The 15,798-nt window shown below is 66.5% G+C and carries 17 protein-coding genes; 6 read left to right on the forward strand and 11 right to left on the reverse strand.

Going from position 1 to position 15,798, the window contains the following annotated elements; all coding sequences use genetic code 11:
* Window positions 1-2: 2 nt before the first annotated feature.
* On the reverse strand, window positions 3-878 hold the full coding sequence (locus tag QNO06_RS03520) for a sulfite exporter TauE/SafE family protein (RefSeq protein WP_227913530.1): 876 nt from the start codon (window positions 876-878) through the stop codon (window positions 3-5).
* A gap of 343 nt (window positions 879-1,221) precedes the next feature.
* Window positions 1,222-2,658 carry a DUF2252 domain-containing protein gene (locus QNO06_RS03525; protein WP_227913455.1) on the reverse strand — a complete coding sequence of 479 codons (1,437 nt, stop codon included), beginning with the start codon at window positions 2,656-2,658 and terminating at the stop codon, window positions 1,222-1,224.
* Between the two features lie 132 nt (window positions 2,659-2,790).
* Here QNO06_RS03525 and QNO06_RS03530 point away from each other — a divergent pair, with 132 nt between their 5' ends.
* Window positions 2,791-3,369: a GNAT family N-acetyltransferase gene (locus tag QNO06_RS03530; RefSeq protein ID WP_227913454.1), complete on the forward strand. Its 579-nt coding sequence runs from the start codon at window positions 2,791-2,793 to the stop codon at window positions 3,367-3,369.
* Between the two features lie 3 nt (window positions 3,370-3,372).
* On the opposite strand, the gene QNO06_RS03535 is transcribed toward QNO06_RS03530, so the two are convergent.
* On the reverse strand, window positions 3,373-4,158 hold the full coding sequence (locus QNO06_RS03535; protein WP_227913453.1) for an alpha/beta fold hydrolase: 786 nt from the start codon (window positions 4,156-4,158) through the stop codon (window positions 3,373-3,375).
* A 256-nt stretch (window positions 4,159-4,414) separates the two neighbouring features.
* On the opposite strand from QNO06_RS03535, the gene QNO06_RS03540 reads away from it, so the two are divergent.
* Window positions 4,415-5,278 carry an NmrA/HSCARG family protein gene (locus tag QNO06_RS03540; protein WP_227913452.1) on the forward strand — a complete coding sequence of 288 codons (864 nt, stop codon included), beginning with the start codon at window positions 4,415-4,417 and terminating at the stop codon, window positions 5,276-5,278.
* 19 nt (window positions 5,279-5,297) lie between these two features.
* Here QNO06_RS03540 and ppk2 read toward each other — a convergent pair whose 3' ends face one another.
* Window positions 5,298-6,260, reverse strand: coding sequence for a polyphosphate kinase 2 (ppk2, locus tag QNO06_RS03545; RefSeq protein ID WP_227913529.1), 963 nt, complete (start codon window positions 6,258-6,260; stop codon window positions 5,298-5,300).
* 282 nt (window positions 6,261-6,542) lie between these two features.
* Here ppk2 and QNO06_RS03550 point away from each other — a divergent pair, with 282 nt between their 5' ends.
* Entirely contained in the window at window positions 6,543-7,547 is a 1,005-nt protein-coding gene (locus QNO06_RS03550; protein WP_227913451.1) for a GmrSD restriction endonuclease domain-containing protein, read from the forward strand.
* 145 nt (window positions 7,548-7,692) lie between these two features.
* Here QNO06_RS03550 and QNO06_RS03555 read toward each other — a convergent pair whose 3' ends face one another.
* Together QNO06_RS03555 and gluQRS are read right to left on the reverse strand one after the other, a co-directional pair.
* The gene (locus tag QNO06_RS03555; RefSeq protein WP_227913450.1) at window positions 7,693-9,477 is read right to left on the reverse strand and encodes a glycoside hydrolase family 15 protein; all 1,785 of its coding nucleotides are present in this window, start codon (window positions 9,475-9,477) and stop codon (window positions 7,693-7,695) included.
* A 35-nt stretch (window positions 9,478-9,512) separates the two neighbouring features.
* Complete coding sequence (gene gluQRS, locus QNO06_RS03560; RefSeq protein ID WP_227913449.1) at window positions 9,513-10,433, reverse strand: tRNA glutamyl-Q(34) synthetase GluQRS; 921 nt, start codon at window positions 10,431-10,433, stop codon at window positions 9,513-9,515.
* A gap of 139 nt (window positions 10,434-10,572) precedes the next feature.
* Between gluQRS and QNO06_RS03565 the strand changes: the two genes are divergently transcribed.
* Window positions 10,573-10,857 (forward strand): hypothetical protein, encoded by a 285-nt coding sequence (locus tag QNO06_RS03565; RefSeq protein WP_227913448.1) that lies wholly within the window; start codon window positions 10,573-10,575, stop codon window positions 10,855-10,857.
* A gap of 13 nt (window positions 10,858-10,870) precedes the next feature.
* Complete coding sequence (locus QNO06_RS03570) at window positions 10,871-11,236, forward strand: hypothetical protein (protein WP_227913447.1); 366 nt, start codon at window positions 10,871-10,873, stop codon at window positions 11,234-11,236.
* Between the two features lie 29 nt (window positions 11,237-11,265).
* Here the strand turns inward: QNO06_RS03570 and QNO06_RS03575 are convergent, their stop codons facing one another.
* Window positions 11,266-12,651: an amino acid permease gene (locus tag QNO06_RS03575; RefSeq protein WP_227913528.1), complete on the reverse strand. Its 1,386-nt coding sequence runs from the start codon at window positions 12,649-12,651 to the stop codon at window positions 11,266-11,268.
* Between the two features lie 320 nt (window positions 12,652-12,971).
* Here QNO06_RS03575 and QNO06_RS03580 point away from each other — a divergent pair, with 320 nt between their 5' ends.
* The gene (locus QNO06_RS03580) at window positions 12,972-13,847 is read left to right on the forward strand and encodes a DUF4352 domain-containing protein (protein ID WP_227913446.1); all 876 of its coding nucleotides are present in this window, start codon (window positions 12,972-12,974) and stop codon (window positions 13,845-13,847) included.
* A gap of 51 nt (window positions 13,848-13,898) precedes the next feature.
* Here QNO06_RS03580 and QNO06_RS03585 read toward each other — a convergent pair whose 3' ends face one another.
* The 4 genes from QNO06_RS03585 to QNO06_RS03600 are packed head-to-tail and all read right to left on the reverse strand — an operon-like array spanning window position 13,899 to window position 15,710.
* Window positions 13,899-14,336 carry a VOC family protein gene (locus tag QNO06_RS03585; protein ID WP_227913445.1) on the reverse strand — a complete coding sequence of 146 codons (438 nt, stop codon included), beginning with the start codon at window positions 14,334-14,336 and terminating at the stop codon, window positions 13,899-13,901.
* A gap of 2 nt (window positions 14,337-14,338) precedes the next feature.
* Complete coding sequence (locus QNO06_RS03590) at window positions 14,339-14,833, reverse strand: SRPBCC family protein (RefSeq protein ID WP_349774830.1); 495 nt, start codon at window positions 14,831-14,833, stop codon at window positions 14,339-14,341.
* Window positions 14,830-15,336 (reverse strand): SRPBCC family protein, encoded by a 507-nt coding sequence (locus QNO06_RS03595; protein ID WP_227913443.1) that lies wholly within the window; start codon window positions 15,334-15,336, stop codon window positions 14,830-14,832. The genes QNO06_RS03590 and QNO06_RS03595 overlap by 4 nt, the downstream gene beginning before the upstream one ends.
* A complete protein-coding gene (locus tag QNO06_RS03600) occupies window positions 15,333-15,710 on the reverse strand; it encodes an ArsR/SmtB family transcription factor (RefSeq protein WP_227913527.1) in 378 nt (125 codons plus the stop codon). The genes QNO06_RS03595 and QNO06_RS03600 overlap by 4 nt, the downstream gene beginning before the upstream one ends.
* Window positions 15,711-15,798: the final 88 nt, after the last annotated feature.

The following is a 15,798-nucleotide window of genomic DNA, read 5'->3' on the forward strand; positions in this document are numbered from 1 at the left end:
CGTTACCGGGCTGCACACGCGCCCTGAACAAAGGCGTAAACATTGGCCGTGAACTCCGCCGGCGCCGCCAGCCGGACCTGGCCTTCGTAGGCTCCGGCCTCCGGCGGGGCAGCCTGCCCGACGACGGCGGGCAAGCTCTGGACCGTCACCCAGGCGGCAACGAGCAAGACCAGCAGGGCGAAGATCCTGCTCACCAACCGGTCATCCAGCCGGCGGGACAGCCGTGCTGCTGCCAGTGAGGCTGCCACCGCCACTGCCGCGAAGGCCAGGGTCAGCGTCCAGTCCATGCCCAGGCCGGCCAGATGCGCGGAAAACCCCGAGGCGGAATTAATGGTGATTACCGCCAGCGACGTTCCCACGGCCTGCTGCAGCGGAACCCCCAAGAACATGGGCAGCGCCGGAATGAGCAGGAACCCGCCGCCTACCCCGAGCAGGCCGGTGAGGAAGCCGACGGCCAGCCCCACTGCCACTCCGCGGAGCAGCGGACCCCGGACCGGTATGGCGGCTGGCCGGGCACCGGGAATCCTCCGCCCGGCCAGCAGCATCCTGATCCCCGCCACCACCATGAGGGCCGCAAACAGCAGCATCAGCGCATCGGGGTCCAGCCGTTCGCTCAACGCAGCACCGGCCCAGGACGCCGGAAAACCTGCAATGCCGAGTACGGCCACCAGGATCCAGTTGATCCCGGTGTGCAGACGCGGCAGCAGCCCGGCCAGCGAGGACAGGCCCACCACAATCAGGGAGGTGGGCACGGCGTCGTCGGGCGGCAGGCCCACCAGATAGACCAGTGCCGGAACAGCGATGATGGCCCCGCCGGCACCGACCAGGCCCACCACGGTTCCCACCACGACGGCGACCGCCGCTCCCAGCACGAACATGGAGTCCACGCTCCCACGCGCGGCCCGGCAGGCACAGTAACCGCCGTCGTCGGGCCGGACGCCGTGCGATCTTATGGAGGACAGATGTGATTTATTGCCGCTATGGCTCCGCAAATTGCGATGCCGCCGTGCCTAGTTCCGGAATTCCGGTGGACGTCGAAAACGACGCCAAGTCAGGCTGCCAGATCCGCACGAGGTCCAATATCCCGCGTCAACTTCTAGAACAACATTCGAAACAGCGGCAGGATCCGTATCGAAGTTCCCATCCACGGATGCCGCCCCTGTCCAGGTGCTGGCCATTGTGCTGGCGCTGGGCCGGCGGTTCGGTGTTCCCCGGGCACGGCTAGACCCCTTCCACCGCTCGGAGCCGCCCGGATTGCACGGCGGAGGCGAAGGCGGAGTAGTCCTGTTCATTTTGGGCGGCGTACCGTGCGCAGAAATCGGTGACGGCGTCGTCGAACTTTTCGCTTTTGCCCAGGTAAGCGGCAATCGCGATGGGATCCCCGGACCTGGCATGCGCCCGGGCCAGGGTCCAGCCGCAGGTGCGGGCGTAAAGCTCCATGCCGAAAGGCTTCATCGCCTCGACAACTATCGAACCCTTCATATCCCTCAACTGGCGCCAGTAGAGGTAGCGGTTGTCCTGCACGCCCCGGGTCCAGCCCAGGAAAATATCGCTGGCCGCCTGCATCATGCGCTGGCCCTGCACCACCCGGGCACCGGGCTGCCGGTACTTGCTTTTGGGCAGATGGTCTTCCAGAACGGACCGGGTGGCTTCCTTGACCTGGAGAAACAGTGGATCACCCGAATCGCGGCCCTGCAGCAACACGATGAAGCCCCGCGTGCCCACGCTGCCCACCCCCACTGCCTTGCGGGCGACGTCGACCACCTCGAAGCGCTCGAGGAGCCGGCGCCGATCCTCCTGCAAACTCGCCCGGTAGGACCGCAGCTGGTCCCGGATGGCGGTTTCCATTTCCTCCGCAGTCAAACCCCAGGAAACTTCGAGCTCCCGAAGGGGAACGACAACCGGCGGCTGGCTGAGAATCCGGTACGTCCCGTCCACCTCTTCAGCCAGCTTCGACTGTGCCTGCAGGCTGTCCCGGGACCGGGCCTTCCGAATGGTCTCTTCCGCCGTTTTTCGGGCGTGTTTGGCGGCCTTCTTATGCGCCTTGCCCTTGCCGGCACCCGCCGCCTGCCGGATCGTTTCCAAAATGTCCTTTTCAGCAAGATGCGCGTACCAGATATCCATCGTGTCCATTTGGGCGAAGTCCCGCATTGCTTCCCGGTAGGACCGGACCGCTGCACGGGTCACCGTGCGGGCGTCTTCTGCGGAGAACCCGTTGTTTTGGGCTGCGATGGTGAAACTCGCGGCCATCCGCAGGACGTCATACTCGAACGGCCCCGGAAGTGTCTCGTCGAAGTCGTTCAGGTCGAACACCAACGCCCGCTCGGGGGAGGCGAAGACCCCGAAGTTGGACAGGTGCGCGTCCCCGCACAACTGGACCGTCAGGCCCGCCCGCGGCATGTCCTTGAGATCGGCGGCCATGACCTTGGCCGCGCCGCGGTAGAAGGTGAACGGCGAGGCAAGCATCCGGCCGTGCCGCACCGGCACCAGATCGGGGTCACGGGTGCGGTTTTGTGCTTCGATGAGCGCCACGGGGTCCGGGCGGCCGGAAGCGGGACCCCACCCCTGATGCGTTGAGACGGGGACCGTCCTTCGGTGGTCCTTGCCTGCTGCCGCACGTTCCGCGACGGTTGGACGCTGGGTTTGGGTGCTTTCCATGGTCGGCGACCTCTCTGCAGCGGTTCGCTGCGCCCATCGGTCAGGTCCTGCGGGGTCAGGTTACCCGTCCGCTGTCTTCCCCGACCAGCACCGGTGCGCCGGAACCTCTGCTGCCCGGGATAGTATCGCCGCGTGAACAACATCAGTGATCTGCAGAACTGGTCCGCCGCACTGCTCGCCGGCGAACGGGTCCGCTTCCGCGAGCTGCGCGAGCCGGACCTGCCGCACCTGGCCGAGTGGTGGAATGACCCCTCCCAGTCCGTCCTGCAGCAGAACCGGGTGGCCGCACGGCCGGAGGAGTCGGCGGCGGCCATGTTCCGGACCTGGAGCAAAAACGATTCACCCTCGGGATTCGGCTACAGCATCGTGAACCCCGCCGAACGGCTGGTGGGGCACCTCAGCGTCTGGGGCATCTCCGTTCCCGAGCGGATTGCCACCATGGCGATCATCATCGGTCCGGAATTCCAGAACCAGGGGATGGGCCGGGAAGCGATGCAGCTGGGCCTAAGGATTGTGTTCGAGGAAATGGGAGCGCATAAGGCGGAACTGCAGACCTGGTCCTATAACGAGCGGGCGCTGCACCTCTACACATCACTGGGGTTTGTCGAAGAAGGCCGCCGCCGTGCTGCCGTGTTCCACCGCGGAGCGTTCCACGACCAGGTGCTGCTGGGCATGCTGGAGCAGGAATACCGGGCATCCGCCGCCGGGTAGCGGCTAGCGGAGGAGAGCGGGCGACGGCGCAGGGATGCTGGCCAGCCAGTCGTCCACGAGCGCCGCAACCACTGCGGGACGCTCCATGTACACGTGATGCCCCGCGGCGTCGAGCACTGCGAACGTGCCGCGCACATAGTGGTCCCGCAGCGCCAGACCGTCCTCATACCCGGTCACGTGGTCCTGCCGCCCGAAGATATGCAGCGACGGCGCCTCGAACGGTTCCGGATACGCAGCCTCCGGTTCCCGGCGCAGCGCGTAGTCCGCGGCAATCCGCTCCGTCATCTGCTGATTCGTGCCGCGAAGGCCGGGAAGGACAAACTCGTTGAAGGCGGCAAGGGTGCCCGGAGTCTGGGTCACCGCTACGTCCCGGAAATCGTCGTCGACTGCATGCTCCGGAACATCTGCACGGATAACGGCGCGTTCCGGGAGCACCCGCTTGCTGTGATCGGCTGTGAACACCGCCCCGAGGGTGGCCAGCCCGAGCACCTGGCTGCGCATCGTGTGCGCCACATGGCGGGCGATCATGCCGCCGAATGAATGCCCGATGATCGCGAACGGCTCCTCTCCCAGGCGGTGCCGAAGTTCATTTACGACGCCGTCGGCCACGTCCTGGGCACTGGCGGCAGATCCCGGAACCGCCTGTTCGGTCCACGGCAGGTCTAGGTAGATACGCCGCCACGAGCTGCCGGCCAGCGAGGCTTCGAGGGGCAGCATGCTGCGGTGGTCCAGCTCGAACCCGTGTACTAGTACCAGCGGCCTGCCCTGTCCAACCTCATGTGCTATCACCGGATCATCCTAGGGCAGCGGCGTAAAATCCCGCGGTTCGTCCGTCCATACACTGCCCGCTTCCTCCATGGCGGCGCATGATCTGGTCCATGGCGGCGCGCGCGGCCTCCGGATGGCCGCCGGAAATCGCCCTCCATAACCTGCCGGTAGCCACCCGTTTATTCCCACTCAGCGGGCGGCGTAAAACCGTTGAGTATTTACGGCCGCAGCCATAGCGTGACCGGAACAAACCCAGCTCGAAAAAGGAGTCATTCCAATGTCCACTGACAATTCTGAGCTGTACGGCGTTTTCGCCGCCACCGGCAAGCAGGGGTCCGCCACTGCGCAGGCCCTGTTGGAGCAGGGTGTCCGGGTGCGGGCCCTGGTGCGGCGGCCGGAGTCTGAACAGGCCGGGGACCTGGCGGCCCGCGGCGCCGAAGTGGTCCTCGCGGACCTCGACCGGCCGGAGACACTCGGCCCGGCGATGGACGGGCTGGACGCGCTCTGGTTCATGACCACCATGAATACCCCGGACGGTCCGGCCGGGGAAGCGCCCATGGCCAAGGCGCTCGGCGACGCCGCGGTGGAGGCCGGCGTCGGGCGCCTGGTCTTCAGTTCGGTGGACGGTGCCGAGCGGAACAGCGGTGTCCCGCATTTCGACAGCAAATACGACGCCGAGCAGTACCTGCAAGGGCTGCCGATTGGCCTCACTGTGGTCCGGCCGGTCTTTTTTATGGAGAACCTGCCCTACCTCGCTGCCGTCGAGGACGCCGAAACCGTCCTGCGGATGCCGTTGCCGGACGGGATCCCGCTGCAGATGGTGGCGGTACGCGACGTCGGCCGGGTTGCGGCGGCGGCACTGCTGGATCCGGCGGACATTCCCGGCGGTGCGGTGGGGGTTGCCGGAGATGAACTGACCGGCACCGAAATCGCCAGCGTCCTGGGTGCCGCTGCCGGAATGCCCGGCCGTTATGAGGCCCTGCCATTGGAAACCCTGGCGGGACAAGCAGACTCGCAGGCAATGTTCCGCTGGTTCGGGCAGCTGCCGGCCTACCAGGGGGACTTCGAAGCCACCAACACCCTTGCCCGCGGTGCCCTGGACCTGGACAGCTGGCTGGTGTCCAACGCGGTGCGTCCCTAGCGGGCCGGGTCAGGCCGGGTCAGGCTCCGGCTGCAGCGTTGCCCTGCGGCCGGACCACCGGGAAGCTGCCGTGCGGCTCCTCGTCCTCCTCGAAGTGGCTGGAGGCGCGACCCACTATGAGCGCATCCGGAGCATGCGCCACGGTCTTGTCCTTGTTCGGATAATCCACCGTGTTCAGCACATGGCGCATGGCCTCCAGCCGGGCACGCTTTTTGTCATTCGACTTGATCACCGTCCACGGGGCGTCTCCGGTGTCGGTGTAAAAGAACATGGCTTCCTTGGCCTGCGTGTAGGCGTCCCACTTGTCCAGGCTCGCCAGGTCGGTGGGGGAGAGCTTCCACTGTTTCACCGGGTCGGTTTCCCGGGCAGCGAACCGGGCAACCTGCTCGGCCCGGCCCACCGAAAACCACAGTTTGTGCACCAGTGTGCCGGAATTGACCAGCATGCGTTCCAGTTCGGGGACTTCGCGCATGAACTCCAGATACTGCGCCGGCGTGCAGTAACCCATCACGCGTTCCACCCCGGCGCGGTTGTACCAGGAGCGGTCCATCATCACTATCTCCCCGCCGCTGGGCAGGGTGCGGACATACCGCTGGAAGTACCACTGGGTGACTTCTTCGGAAGTGGGCTTTTCCAGGGCCACCACGCGGGCGCCGCGGGGATTCATGTGTTCATTGAACCGTTTGATCGCGCCGCCCTTCCCGGCGGCGTCGCGCCCTTCAAAGATGAGGAGCATTTTCTGCCCGCTCTCTTTGACCCAAAGCTGCATTTTCAAAAGCTCTATCTGCAGCAGCCGCTTCTGCCGGTCATAGGTCCGCCGGCTGAGCTTGGTGTCGTAGGGGTAGTTCTGCCGCCAGGCGTTCTCATCAACCTTGATCTTGAGCTTCTTGGCCTTGCTGTTCAGCTCCTGGAGCTCGTCCAGTTCCTGGGCGTAGTCCTCCGTGACGGCCACCCGCTGGCCGTTGCCCTCGGCCGCGCCCAAGCTGCGGCCATCCCGTTCGGCCAGCTGCTCGGCCAGTTCCTTAACTTCTTTGGTGCCGTTCTTATTGGTTGCCACGACATCTCCCATGACATGTGCCCTGCGGGTGACCTCTGCCCTGCGGGTTCGGTCCTTCCGAAACTACGCGTACCCGCGGGCATATTGGAAGAGGGTTCCGGCACCCCGCTGCGCGCCTCCTGCGCGCCTCCTGCGCGGCTCAGGCGCGGTTCGGCGTGCGGCGCGCCTGAGCCGATGCCGGGAGGCCGGCGCCGATAATGGAGGGCGATGACTTCACTACGCACCAAAGTCCTGTCCCTTCTTGCCCTGCCCGCGGTCCTGCTCGGCGCCGCCGGCTGCACCCCAGCCGCGGATGCCGGTCCAGGTGCCTCGCCTTCGGCAGCAACTGCCACGGCCACTGACACCGCTTCCGGCGTCCCGGCCCCTGCGGAGCCCGCCGCGCCGCCCGCCGCGTCCGATTCCGTGGTTGCCGCCGGAACAGCGCTGGAACAGCTCGCCGGAATCCCCATCAAGGGCCGCGCCCCGAAGACCGGGTATGACCGCGAGCAGTTCGGCCCGGCCTGGGCAGACGTGGACCACAACGGCTGCGATACCCGCAACGACATCCTTGCCCGCGACCTGGTGGACGTGGTTTACAGGGACGGTACGCAGGAATGCGTGGTCGCCTCGGGCACGTTCCAGGATCCGTACACCGGCGCCACCATCAGCTTTGTCCGAGGCAACACCACCAGCACCGCGGTGCAGATTGACCATGTGGTGGCGTTGTCCGATGCCTGGCAGAAGGGTGCCCAGCAGCTTTCCGCCGAGGAACGCCGAATGCTGGCCAATGATCCGCTGAACCTGATGGCGGCAGACGGCCCGGCCAACGGCGCCAAGTCCGACGGCGACGCCGCCACCTGGCTGCCCGCCAACAACGCCTTCCGCTGCGAATACGTGGCACGCCAGACGGCGGTCAAGGCCGAATACCGGCTGTGGATGACCCAGGCCGAGCACGATGCCATCGCCACCGTCCTCTCCGGCTGCCCGGAGGAGCCGGTGCCGGTGCGGGCCGGCACCGCTGCGGTGTCCACCGGAGCTGGGGCTGGTTCGGCCGCAGACGAGGCCGCCGCTCCCGCAGCTCCGGCGCCTGCGGCCCCGGCGGCAGGGCCCGGCACCGGGTACGCCAACTGCGCGGCGGTCCGGGCCGCCGGCGCGGCACCCATCCGGGTGGGAGAGGCCGGCTGGGACCCGAAGTTCGACCGCGACGGCGACGGCGTGGGCTGCGAGTCCTGACTCCGGGCGGCCCGCCTCCTGTACAGGCAATGCGGCCTGGCGGGCCTGTGAACCGCATCAGCTGTACAGAAGGCGCAACGGCCTCTCCGTGTGGCCGCATCAGCTGTACGGAAGGTGCCCCACTAAGCCCGGGCGGGGTCCTTCGCTAGTCCCTTTCTTCGCCCAGCGTCAGGGCAGCCGTGATCAGGGCCAGATGGGACAGGCCCTGAGGGAAGTTGCCCAGGAAGGCGGAGTCTTCTTCGGCGATCATCTCGGTGTACAGGCCCACATCGTTGGCCAGCGGCACCAGCTCATCCATCAGGGTGGCGGCTTCCTCCCGGCGGCCGACGCAGTCCAGGGCCGCAGCCATCCAGAAGGCGCAGGCCACAAAGGTGCCTTCTTCCTTCTCGGCTCCGCTGAACCGGTACAGCAGGGGACCGCGGCCCAGTTCACCGCGCAGCGCATCCAGGGTGGAGGACATCCGCTCGCCCCGGTCAAACCCGCTGATGGCGTGCAGCAGGATGGAGGCATCCAGCTGGTCGGTGCCGGGATACCAGACGTAGCTGCCGCGTTCCTCGGACCAGCAGTTGGCATCCACCCAGTTCCGGATCCGCTCCATCTCGGCCCGCCAGCGTTCCGGGTTACCCGGAATCTGGCCCAGGTCCGCCAGATGCGAAGCGCAGCTCAGCGCGTGCCAGCAGCCCAGCTTGGAGGTGGTGTAATGCCGCTCCTCGTCCAGTTCCCACATTCCGGAATCGCGCCGCTGCCAGACGTCGCAGGCCATGTCCGCGAGGTCCGCCAGGTAGCGGCCGGTGCCGGTGTCCAGCACATGCCCGGCGTCCACGTACATCTGGACAATGTTGAACAGGTCCCCGAAAACGCCCATCTGCAGCTGAGCGGCGGCATCGTTCCCGTTGACCACCGGTCCAATGCCGCGCCAGCCGGGCATATCCAGCACCTCGGCGTCCTCGGCACGGCTGCCGTTGAGCCGGGTAAACACCTTCAGATCCGAGCCCTGTTCCCGCACGCTTTTGAGCATCCCGGACACCGCCGCGTGTACTTCCTCGCGCAGCCCGAAGCGGATCATGGCGTGCAGGGTGTAGGCCGTGTCCCGCACCCAGGCGTACCGGTAGTCCCAGTTTTTGCCGCCGTGCACGTTCTCCGGCAGGGACGTGGTGGCAGCAGCGGCAATCGCGCCGGTGGGGCTGTGCAGCAGCAGTTTGAGGGCAAGAGCACTGCGTTCCACCGCGTCGCTCCAGCGGCCCTCGTACTGGAACTCCCTGGACCAGTCCTGCCAGTTGGCGATGGTGCGGTCCACGCCGTCGTCGATGGTGTCCGGGTCCGGCAGCGGCAGGGGTTCGTCGTGGGTGGAAATCACGGCTAACAGGTGGCGTGAGCCGGCCCGGGCGGTGAAGGTGCCGCTGATGTCCCGCTCGGACGTTTCTTCCGTGCCGATGTCCCGGCCGCGGACGGCAATGGTGGTGCCCTGCACCTGCAGCACCGGGCCGTGCACCGTCTGCTGCACCCAGGGGGAGGCGGTGTTGAAGCTGCTGCCCGGGGTGACGGCCCAGCGCATTTGGACTTCGCCGTCGAGTCCCTCGATCCGCCGCGCCAGCTCACCCCACGGCAGCCGGCCGGCCACGCCGGTGTTCAGTGAGTCGGTGACCCGCACGCTGCCGGTGCCGGTGGTGAAGGTGGTGGCCAGGACGTTGGTGCCCGCCACGTAGGCGCGCTCCACGGTGAAGTCCGCCACTGGACGCAGCTCAATCTGCCCGCCGTTTTCCGCGTCCAGGAGGCGGGCGAAGGCGGGTGTGGAGTCCAGATCCGGGGTGGGGTACCAGTCGATGGAACCGTCCAGGGCCACCAGGGCCACGGTCCGTCCGTCGCCGATTGCCCCGTAGGAGCGCAGGTCCACGTAGCCGTCCGTGCGGTCCGGGTGGGACATGCTCATGTGCTGCTCCTTGCTGGTTGGGTGGTGGGGGACGGCTAGGGATTCAGCCGGGCGGTGGGTCCGGCGTTGGGCCCGGCGGTGAAGATCCAGGGTCCCCTGGGCAGGCTCGCCGGGTTGAACTCCGCCAGCGCCGCCTGGAGGTTTCCGGGCAGGCCCAGGGAGGCCAGGATCAGTTCACGGGCGGCGTCCTCGTCCATGCCGGCGGCGGCCAAATCGGGAAGGGTCACGGCGCCGTCGCGCTTGGCCAGCCGCTGCCCGGCGGTATTCAGGGCCAGCGGCACATGGGCGTAACGCCCCGGGGGCAGGCCGAGCAACGAGCCGAGGTACGCCTGCCGGGGCGCAGAGCTGAGCAGGTCATCACCGCGCACCACCTGATCGATGCCCTGCAGCGCATCATCGAGCACCACGGCAAGGTTGTAGGAGGGCACACCGTCGTTGCGCAGCAGCACCAGGTCATCCACGGCCGAGGTGTAGTTGCCGTGCAGCTCATCGGTCACGGTGAACTCGGGAACCTGGGCGCGCAGGCGCAGCGCAGCGGGCCGCTCCCGCCGTCGTACCGCGCGTTGTTCCTCTGTGAGGTGCCGGCAGGTGCCGGGGTAGGCGCCGGGCGGGGCGTGCGGGGCGGAGGCGGCCTCGGCTACTTCGCGGCGGGTGCAGAAGCACTCGTAGACCAGGCCGTCTGCCCGCAGTTCCGCGATTGCCTCCAGGTACAACTCCAGCCGTTCGGACTGCCGGATGATGTCCCCGTCCCAGTCCAGCCCGACGGCGGCGAGGTCACGCAGCTGCGCTGCTTCGGCACCGGAGCGGACCCGGTCCAGGTCCTCCATCCGCAACAGGAACCGGCGGCCGGTGCTGCGGGCGAAGAGCCAGGCCAGCAGGGCTGTGCGCAGGTTGCCTACATGCAGTTCCCCGGTGGGGCTGGGGGCGAAGCGGCCGGCGGCGTCGGAAGTAGGCACCCTCTCAGTCTATAAAGCCGCGCGGGCGGTCCGTGGTTCCGGGCGCTTCCGGACACCGTACCGGAGGGCTTGTGATTCCGGACCGAGGGTGTCCGCAAGGGCATGGAAAGGACCTTCGCGGCTGCCTAGCGTGGCGGGTATGGGACTCATGGAAGTGGAACTTGCCTTAGCTGAACACCGGCAGCGGACCCGGGAAATGGAGCGCTGGCACGGCTTCCGGCGGGCGGCCCGGGAACGGGCACAGCTGGGGCCGGCCCGGGTACAGGAAGGAACAGGGCAGGAAGGGATCATGCGGCCCAAGATCGACTGGCCGGTTTTCACGCTGCGGCTCGGGCCGCTGCGGCTGGCGCTGTTCCGCACGGTCCGGTTGCCCGCGGGCACTGGCCGGGATTCACACGGGACACCCAGAGTTCTCCCGGGTTAGCCGGAGTACGGTTTTGGGCGACGAGGCTACCGCCGCTCCCGTGCTGGGCGGGACGGCGGCCCCGGTAGGGATTGATGCCATGACTTACGCGGGACGCAGCTCATCGGGTGGAAAGCGAACGACGACGTCGGGCGGCTCCCGCTGGACCATCGTGGTGGTGGGGGTGATCATGCTGCTGCTCATCATTGCCCAGGGCGTGGCAACCGGCTTTACCGGCCTGCTGGGTTCGGCGGGCCTGATCGCCCTGTGCACCGGGCTCTACACGTTCCTGACCAACCGGCCCTCCTGGCTGGACCTGCCCAACCGGATGATCGGCGGGATCCTCGCCGTGGCGGGTCTGCTCGCGTCGGCCATCGCCACCGCCATCCACTGGGGGTAGGGCTGAACCCGGAGCCGGTTACGCCCGGTCTACGCCCGGTCCGTGAGTGCGCCCTCGGTCTGGGTGGTGGACGTGGGCACCCCGGTCTCGTCCGCGAGTTCGGCGCGCTTGAGCCCGTCGCCGCGCACCCACAGCCGGTAGGCAGCGAACAGCAGCACAATCCAGGCGGCGCCCACAATAAGGGCCACCCGGGTCTCCGGGATGATGCCCAGCAGCACCACAATGAAGGCCATAAAGGCCAGTGCGGCGTAGGAAGCAACCGGCCAGAACGGCACCCCGAATTCCGAGGCGGGCAGGCTCCGGCGCTTGATGTCCCGCTTCATCGCGATGTGCGAGAGCAGGATCATCAGCCACACCCACACGGTGGCGAACGTGGCGATCGAGGCGATGATGGTGAACAGCGACTCGGGCAGCAGCGCGTTGAGCACCACACCGGCCAGCAGCACCACGGCCATGGTGGCCACGGTCATCCACGGCACGCCGTTCCGGGAGATTTTGGCGAACGACGACGGCGCCTGGCCCTCCTGTGCGAGGCCGTAAAGGACGCGGCCGGCACCGAAGATGTCGGAGTTGATGGCTGAGATTGCGGCCGTGATCACCACGGCGTTAAGGATGTGCGCGGCGGCCGGGATGCCGAGTGAGTCGAAGATCTGCACAAACGGGCTGGTTTCACCGTTGATGTCCTGCCAGGGGAAGATCATCATCAGGATGCCCAGCGCGCACACATAGAAGAGCAGGATGCGCACCGGCACGGTGTTCACTGCGGCGGGGATGGCCTTCTTGGGGTTATCCGCCTCGCCGGCGGTGATGCCGATGGTTTCAATGCCGCCGAAGGCGAACATCACAATGGAGAAGGACGCCAGCAGGCCCCAAAATCCGTTCGCGAAGAACCCGCCCGAGCCGAGCATGGTCTCAAAGCCCGGGTTCGCGCCGTCGGGCAGGCCCAAGCCGAACACCACAATGGCCGCGCCGCCCACAATCATCGCGATGATGGCCGCCACCTTAACGATGGATAGCCAGAACTCGGTTTCCCCGAACACCTTCACCCGCATCAGATTCAGTGCCGCGATCAGCAGCACCACCGCGAGGATCCAGATCCACCGCGGCACGTCCTCGAACCAGAAGCCCATGTAAATGCCGAACGCGGTCACATCTGCAATGGCGACAATGGCCATTTCAAAGGCGAACGTCCACCCGGTAATGAACCCGGCGAACGGGCCCAGGTAGCGGCTGGCGTAGTGGCCGAACGAGCCGGAGACCGGATGCCTGACGGCCATCTCGCCCAGGGCGCGCATGACCAAGAACACAGCCGCCCCGCCGATCATGTACGCCAGCAGCACGGCCGGGCCGGCCGACTGGATGGCGGACGCCGAACCGTAGAACAGGCCGGTGCCGATGGCCGAACCAAGCGCCATGAAGCGGATGTGCCGGACATTCAGCCCGCGGGCCAAGGCCTGGGTAAAGGAGGACTTCAAAGAAAACGCACCTTGGAGATTGGGGGGATCAGCCGAATAGTCGGCCTATCCATGGTACGCCCGCCGCCGGCACGTCCATTTTCGAGGCTGGCGAGGGAGGGTGCGGTGTTCAGCGCCGATGGCCCCCGTCCGGGCAGCGGGGATAACCCCTCGGGCAGAAATGTCAGTGCCGGAAGATACGTTTTGCGCGGGAACGAAATCGGACCCTGGCGCGGGTCAAACCGCGCTCAGTACGTACTCGTAAAAATGGGGAGAAAACCATGGAGAACACCGCAAATACACCTAACCCGCCGGCGGGGCAGCCGGCTCCCGGGCAGGGCGCACCCGGCCCCGGATTCGGAGGCCCCGGATTCGGCGCTCCCGGGCCCGGCAAGCCCACCAACCCAGAAGCTGGCAAGGGCCTGGCGATCACCGCCCTGGTCATCGGGATCGTTTCCCTGCTGCTGTGCTGGGTGCCGTTCGTGAACAACCTGGTCTTTGTCTTGGGCCTGATCGGGCTGGGCTTCGCCATCCCCGCCCTGGTCATCGCCGTCAAGAACCGTTCCCGCGCCAAGGGCATGTCCATTGCCGCATTGATCCTTGTGGTGCTGTCCCTGGTGGGCGTGCTGGCAACCCAGGCCTACTACGGCCGGGTGCTGGACGACGTCGCCGAGTCCATCGAAGACGGGGCCGACGGCGTCGTCGACACCTCCGACGAGGAGCAGGAAGCCGCAGCAACAGACGCGCTGGCCATCGGCACGGCAGCCACGGTGGGTGACTACAGTGTCACCGTGACCGGAGTCAACACCAACGCAGTTGACGCGATCATGGCAGCTAACGAGTACAACGAAGCTCCTGCAGGCCAGTACGTGCTGGTGGACCTGGCCGTGGAATACTCCGGGGACAGTGAGGGCAACCCGTGGATTGACCTGTCCACCAAATTCATTGGGTCCGATGCCCGGCAGTACGATTCCACCACCTGCATGGCAACCCTGCCCAACCCGGCCTACAACGTTCCCACCCTGGAAAAGGGCGGCGCCGGCACCTTCCAGATCTGCATGGATGTCCCGGCCGAAGCGCTGTCGGATGCCAAGATCTTCGTCCAGCCGACGTTCACGCTCAGCGACAACGACCGCGCGTACTGGAAGGCGCAGTAGGCGAACGGCAGGGCTTCCCGGTTGGGGAAGCCCTGCCGTTCAGACCAGCGCTCACTGCTGCTCAGAGCCGTAGCTGATGCGTGCCTCGGGCGGAATCAGCGGGGAACCCGCGCGGACCTTCATTTCCTGCACGGTCCAGGCGTTGCCGTCCGGATCCGCGAAGCCGAAGAAGGTCCCGCCGTCGCGCTCGTCGAAGACGGTGACCTCGCTCGCCTCGACGCCTCGGTCCAGCAGTTCCTGGCGGGCCAGCTGTGCATCCGGGACCACCAGTTGCAGGCCGCGAAGGGACCCGGGCACCATGCCTTGGCTGGCTGCACCGTCGCCCACGAGGATCGAGCAGCCGGAGCCGGGCGGAGTCAGCTGCGCGAAGTTCATCTGGTCGTTTGAGGTCTGGTGGTCCAGGTTAAAGCCCAATTGGTCGCGGTAGAACGCTATTGCCCGGTCCTGGTCACTGACCGGGACAACCACCAACTCAAGAGTCCAGTCCATGGTTATGCCTGCCTTCCGATTCCGACGGATGAGAGCAGGGCATCCAGTTGGTCATAACCGTCAGACATGCCATCTTCCATGCCGTTGTCCAGGAAGCCGTCGCGGGCTTCCACCGACGGATAGAGCGAGCGTCCGGTGAGCCGGCACCGGCCATCGGGCAGCGCCGAGAAAGTACTGTACTCAAGCGTCACCACCTCCGGAGTGCTCTCAAACTCGAAGGTCTGCAGCACAAACTCGTCCTGGCGCACCGTGTGGAAGACGCCGCGAAAGGCGTACTCGTCCTCGCCCCTCGAGTGCACAAAACGGTACGCGCCGCCGGTACGGGCTTCGAACTGGTCAATGCGCGTGGCCACGTCCTTCGGCCCGATCCACTGCGCAAAGAGCTCGGGATCGATATGGGCGTTAAAGACGGTGCCTACCGGGAAATCGAACTCACGGGAAAAGTCCATAACAGGCTCGCCGGCGGGCGCGTTCAGCGTCAACGGGTTGCTCATCATGCGCCCCTTCCCTGCAGCGCCTCCGGCTGCAGCTGGGCCAGGAGCTCGTCCATCCGGTCAAAGCCTTCCGCAACTCCGGCTTCCATGCCGGAAGCGGCCATCCCGTCCCGTGCCTCCATGGAGGGATAGACGGAATGCGCCGTGATCCGGGTCCGGTCGCCGTCGAGCGCCTCAAGCGTCATGAATTCCAGGCTGGTGATGTCCGGATAGCCGGAGAACTCGAAGGTCTGGATGGCGGCTTCGTTCTCCCGCACGGTGTGGAAGATGCCCCGGAATTCGTAGGGCACCCCGTCCGGGCCGGTGTGGATGTAGCTGTAGGAGCCGCCGGTGCGGAAGTCGTAGTGGTTGATGTCCATTTTCATTCCGCGCGGTCCCAGCCACTGGACCAGCAGGTCCGGCTCCGAGTAGGCCCGGAAGACCTGGTCCACGGGATAATCCACCTCGCGGCTGAAATCGATGAACGGAACGCCGTCGGGGACGGTGAGCTGCAGTGCGTTGGTCATGGGGGATCCTTTGCCTGCAGGCCGCCTGTCGCTGCGGCCTGTGCGCGAAGCACGGCATCAAGGCTGCGGAACTGCTCCTCGCGGACCAGCCGGTACTGGCCGATCCAGGCGGTGAGCGCCTCCAACCGTGCGGGGTTCAGGTGGACGGGCCGGCGCTGCGCGTCACGGCTACGCGTGACGAGCTTGGCATGCTCGAGGACCTGGATGTGCTTCGAAACCGCCTGCTTGGAGATCTCGAAGGGTTCCGCCAGTTCATTGACCGTTGCCGGCCCCTTGGAAAGCCGGGCAATGATGTGCCGCCGGACCGGGTCCGCCAGGGCCAGGAAAGCCTGGTCCAGGTTCTCCGATGAGGTGTCATCGCCAAGTGGGTCCATGCGTTCGGTCAGCTTCTGTGTGTCCGTAGTGGTGCTGGTCATCAAGGTGCCGGTTGTTCAACCTTGCGGTTGATTACGAAGCTACGCG

The sequence above is a fragment of the Arthrobacter sp. zg-Y20 genome, from assembly GCF_030142075.1.
In the GTDB taxonomy this organism is placed as follows: domain Bacteria; phylum Actinomycetota; class Actinomycetes; order Actinomycetales; family Micrococcaceae; genus Arthrobacter_B.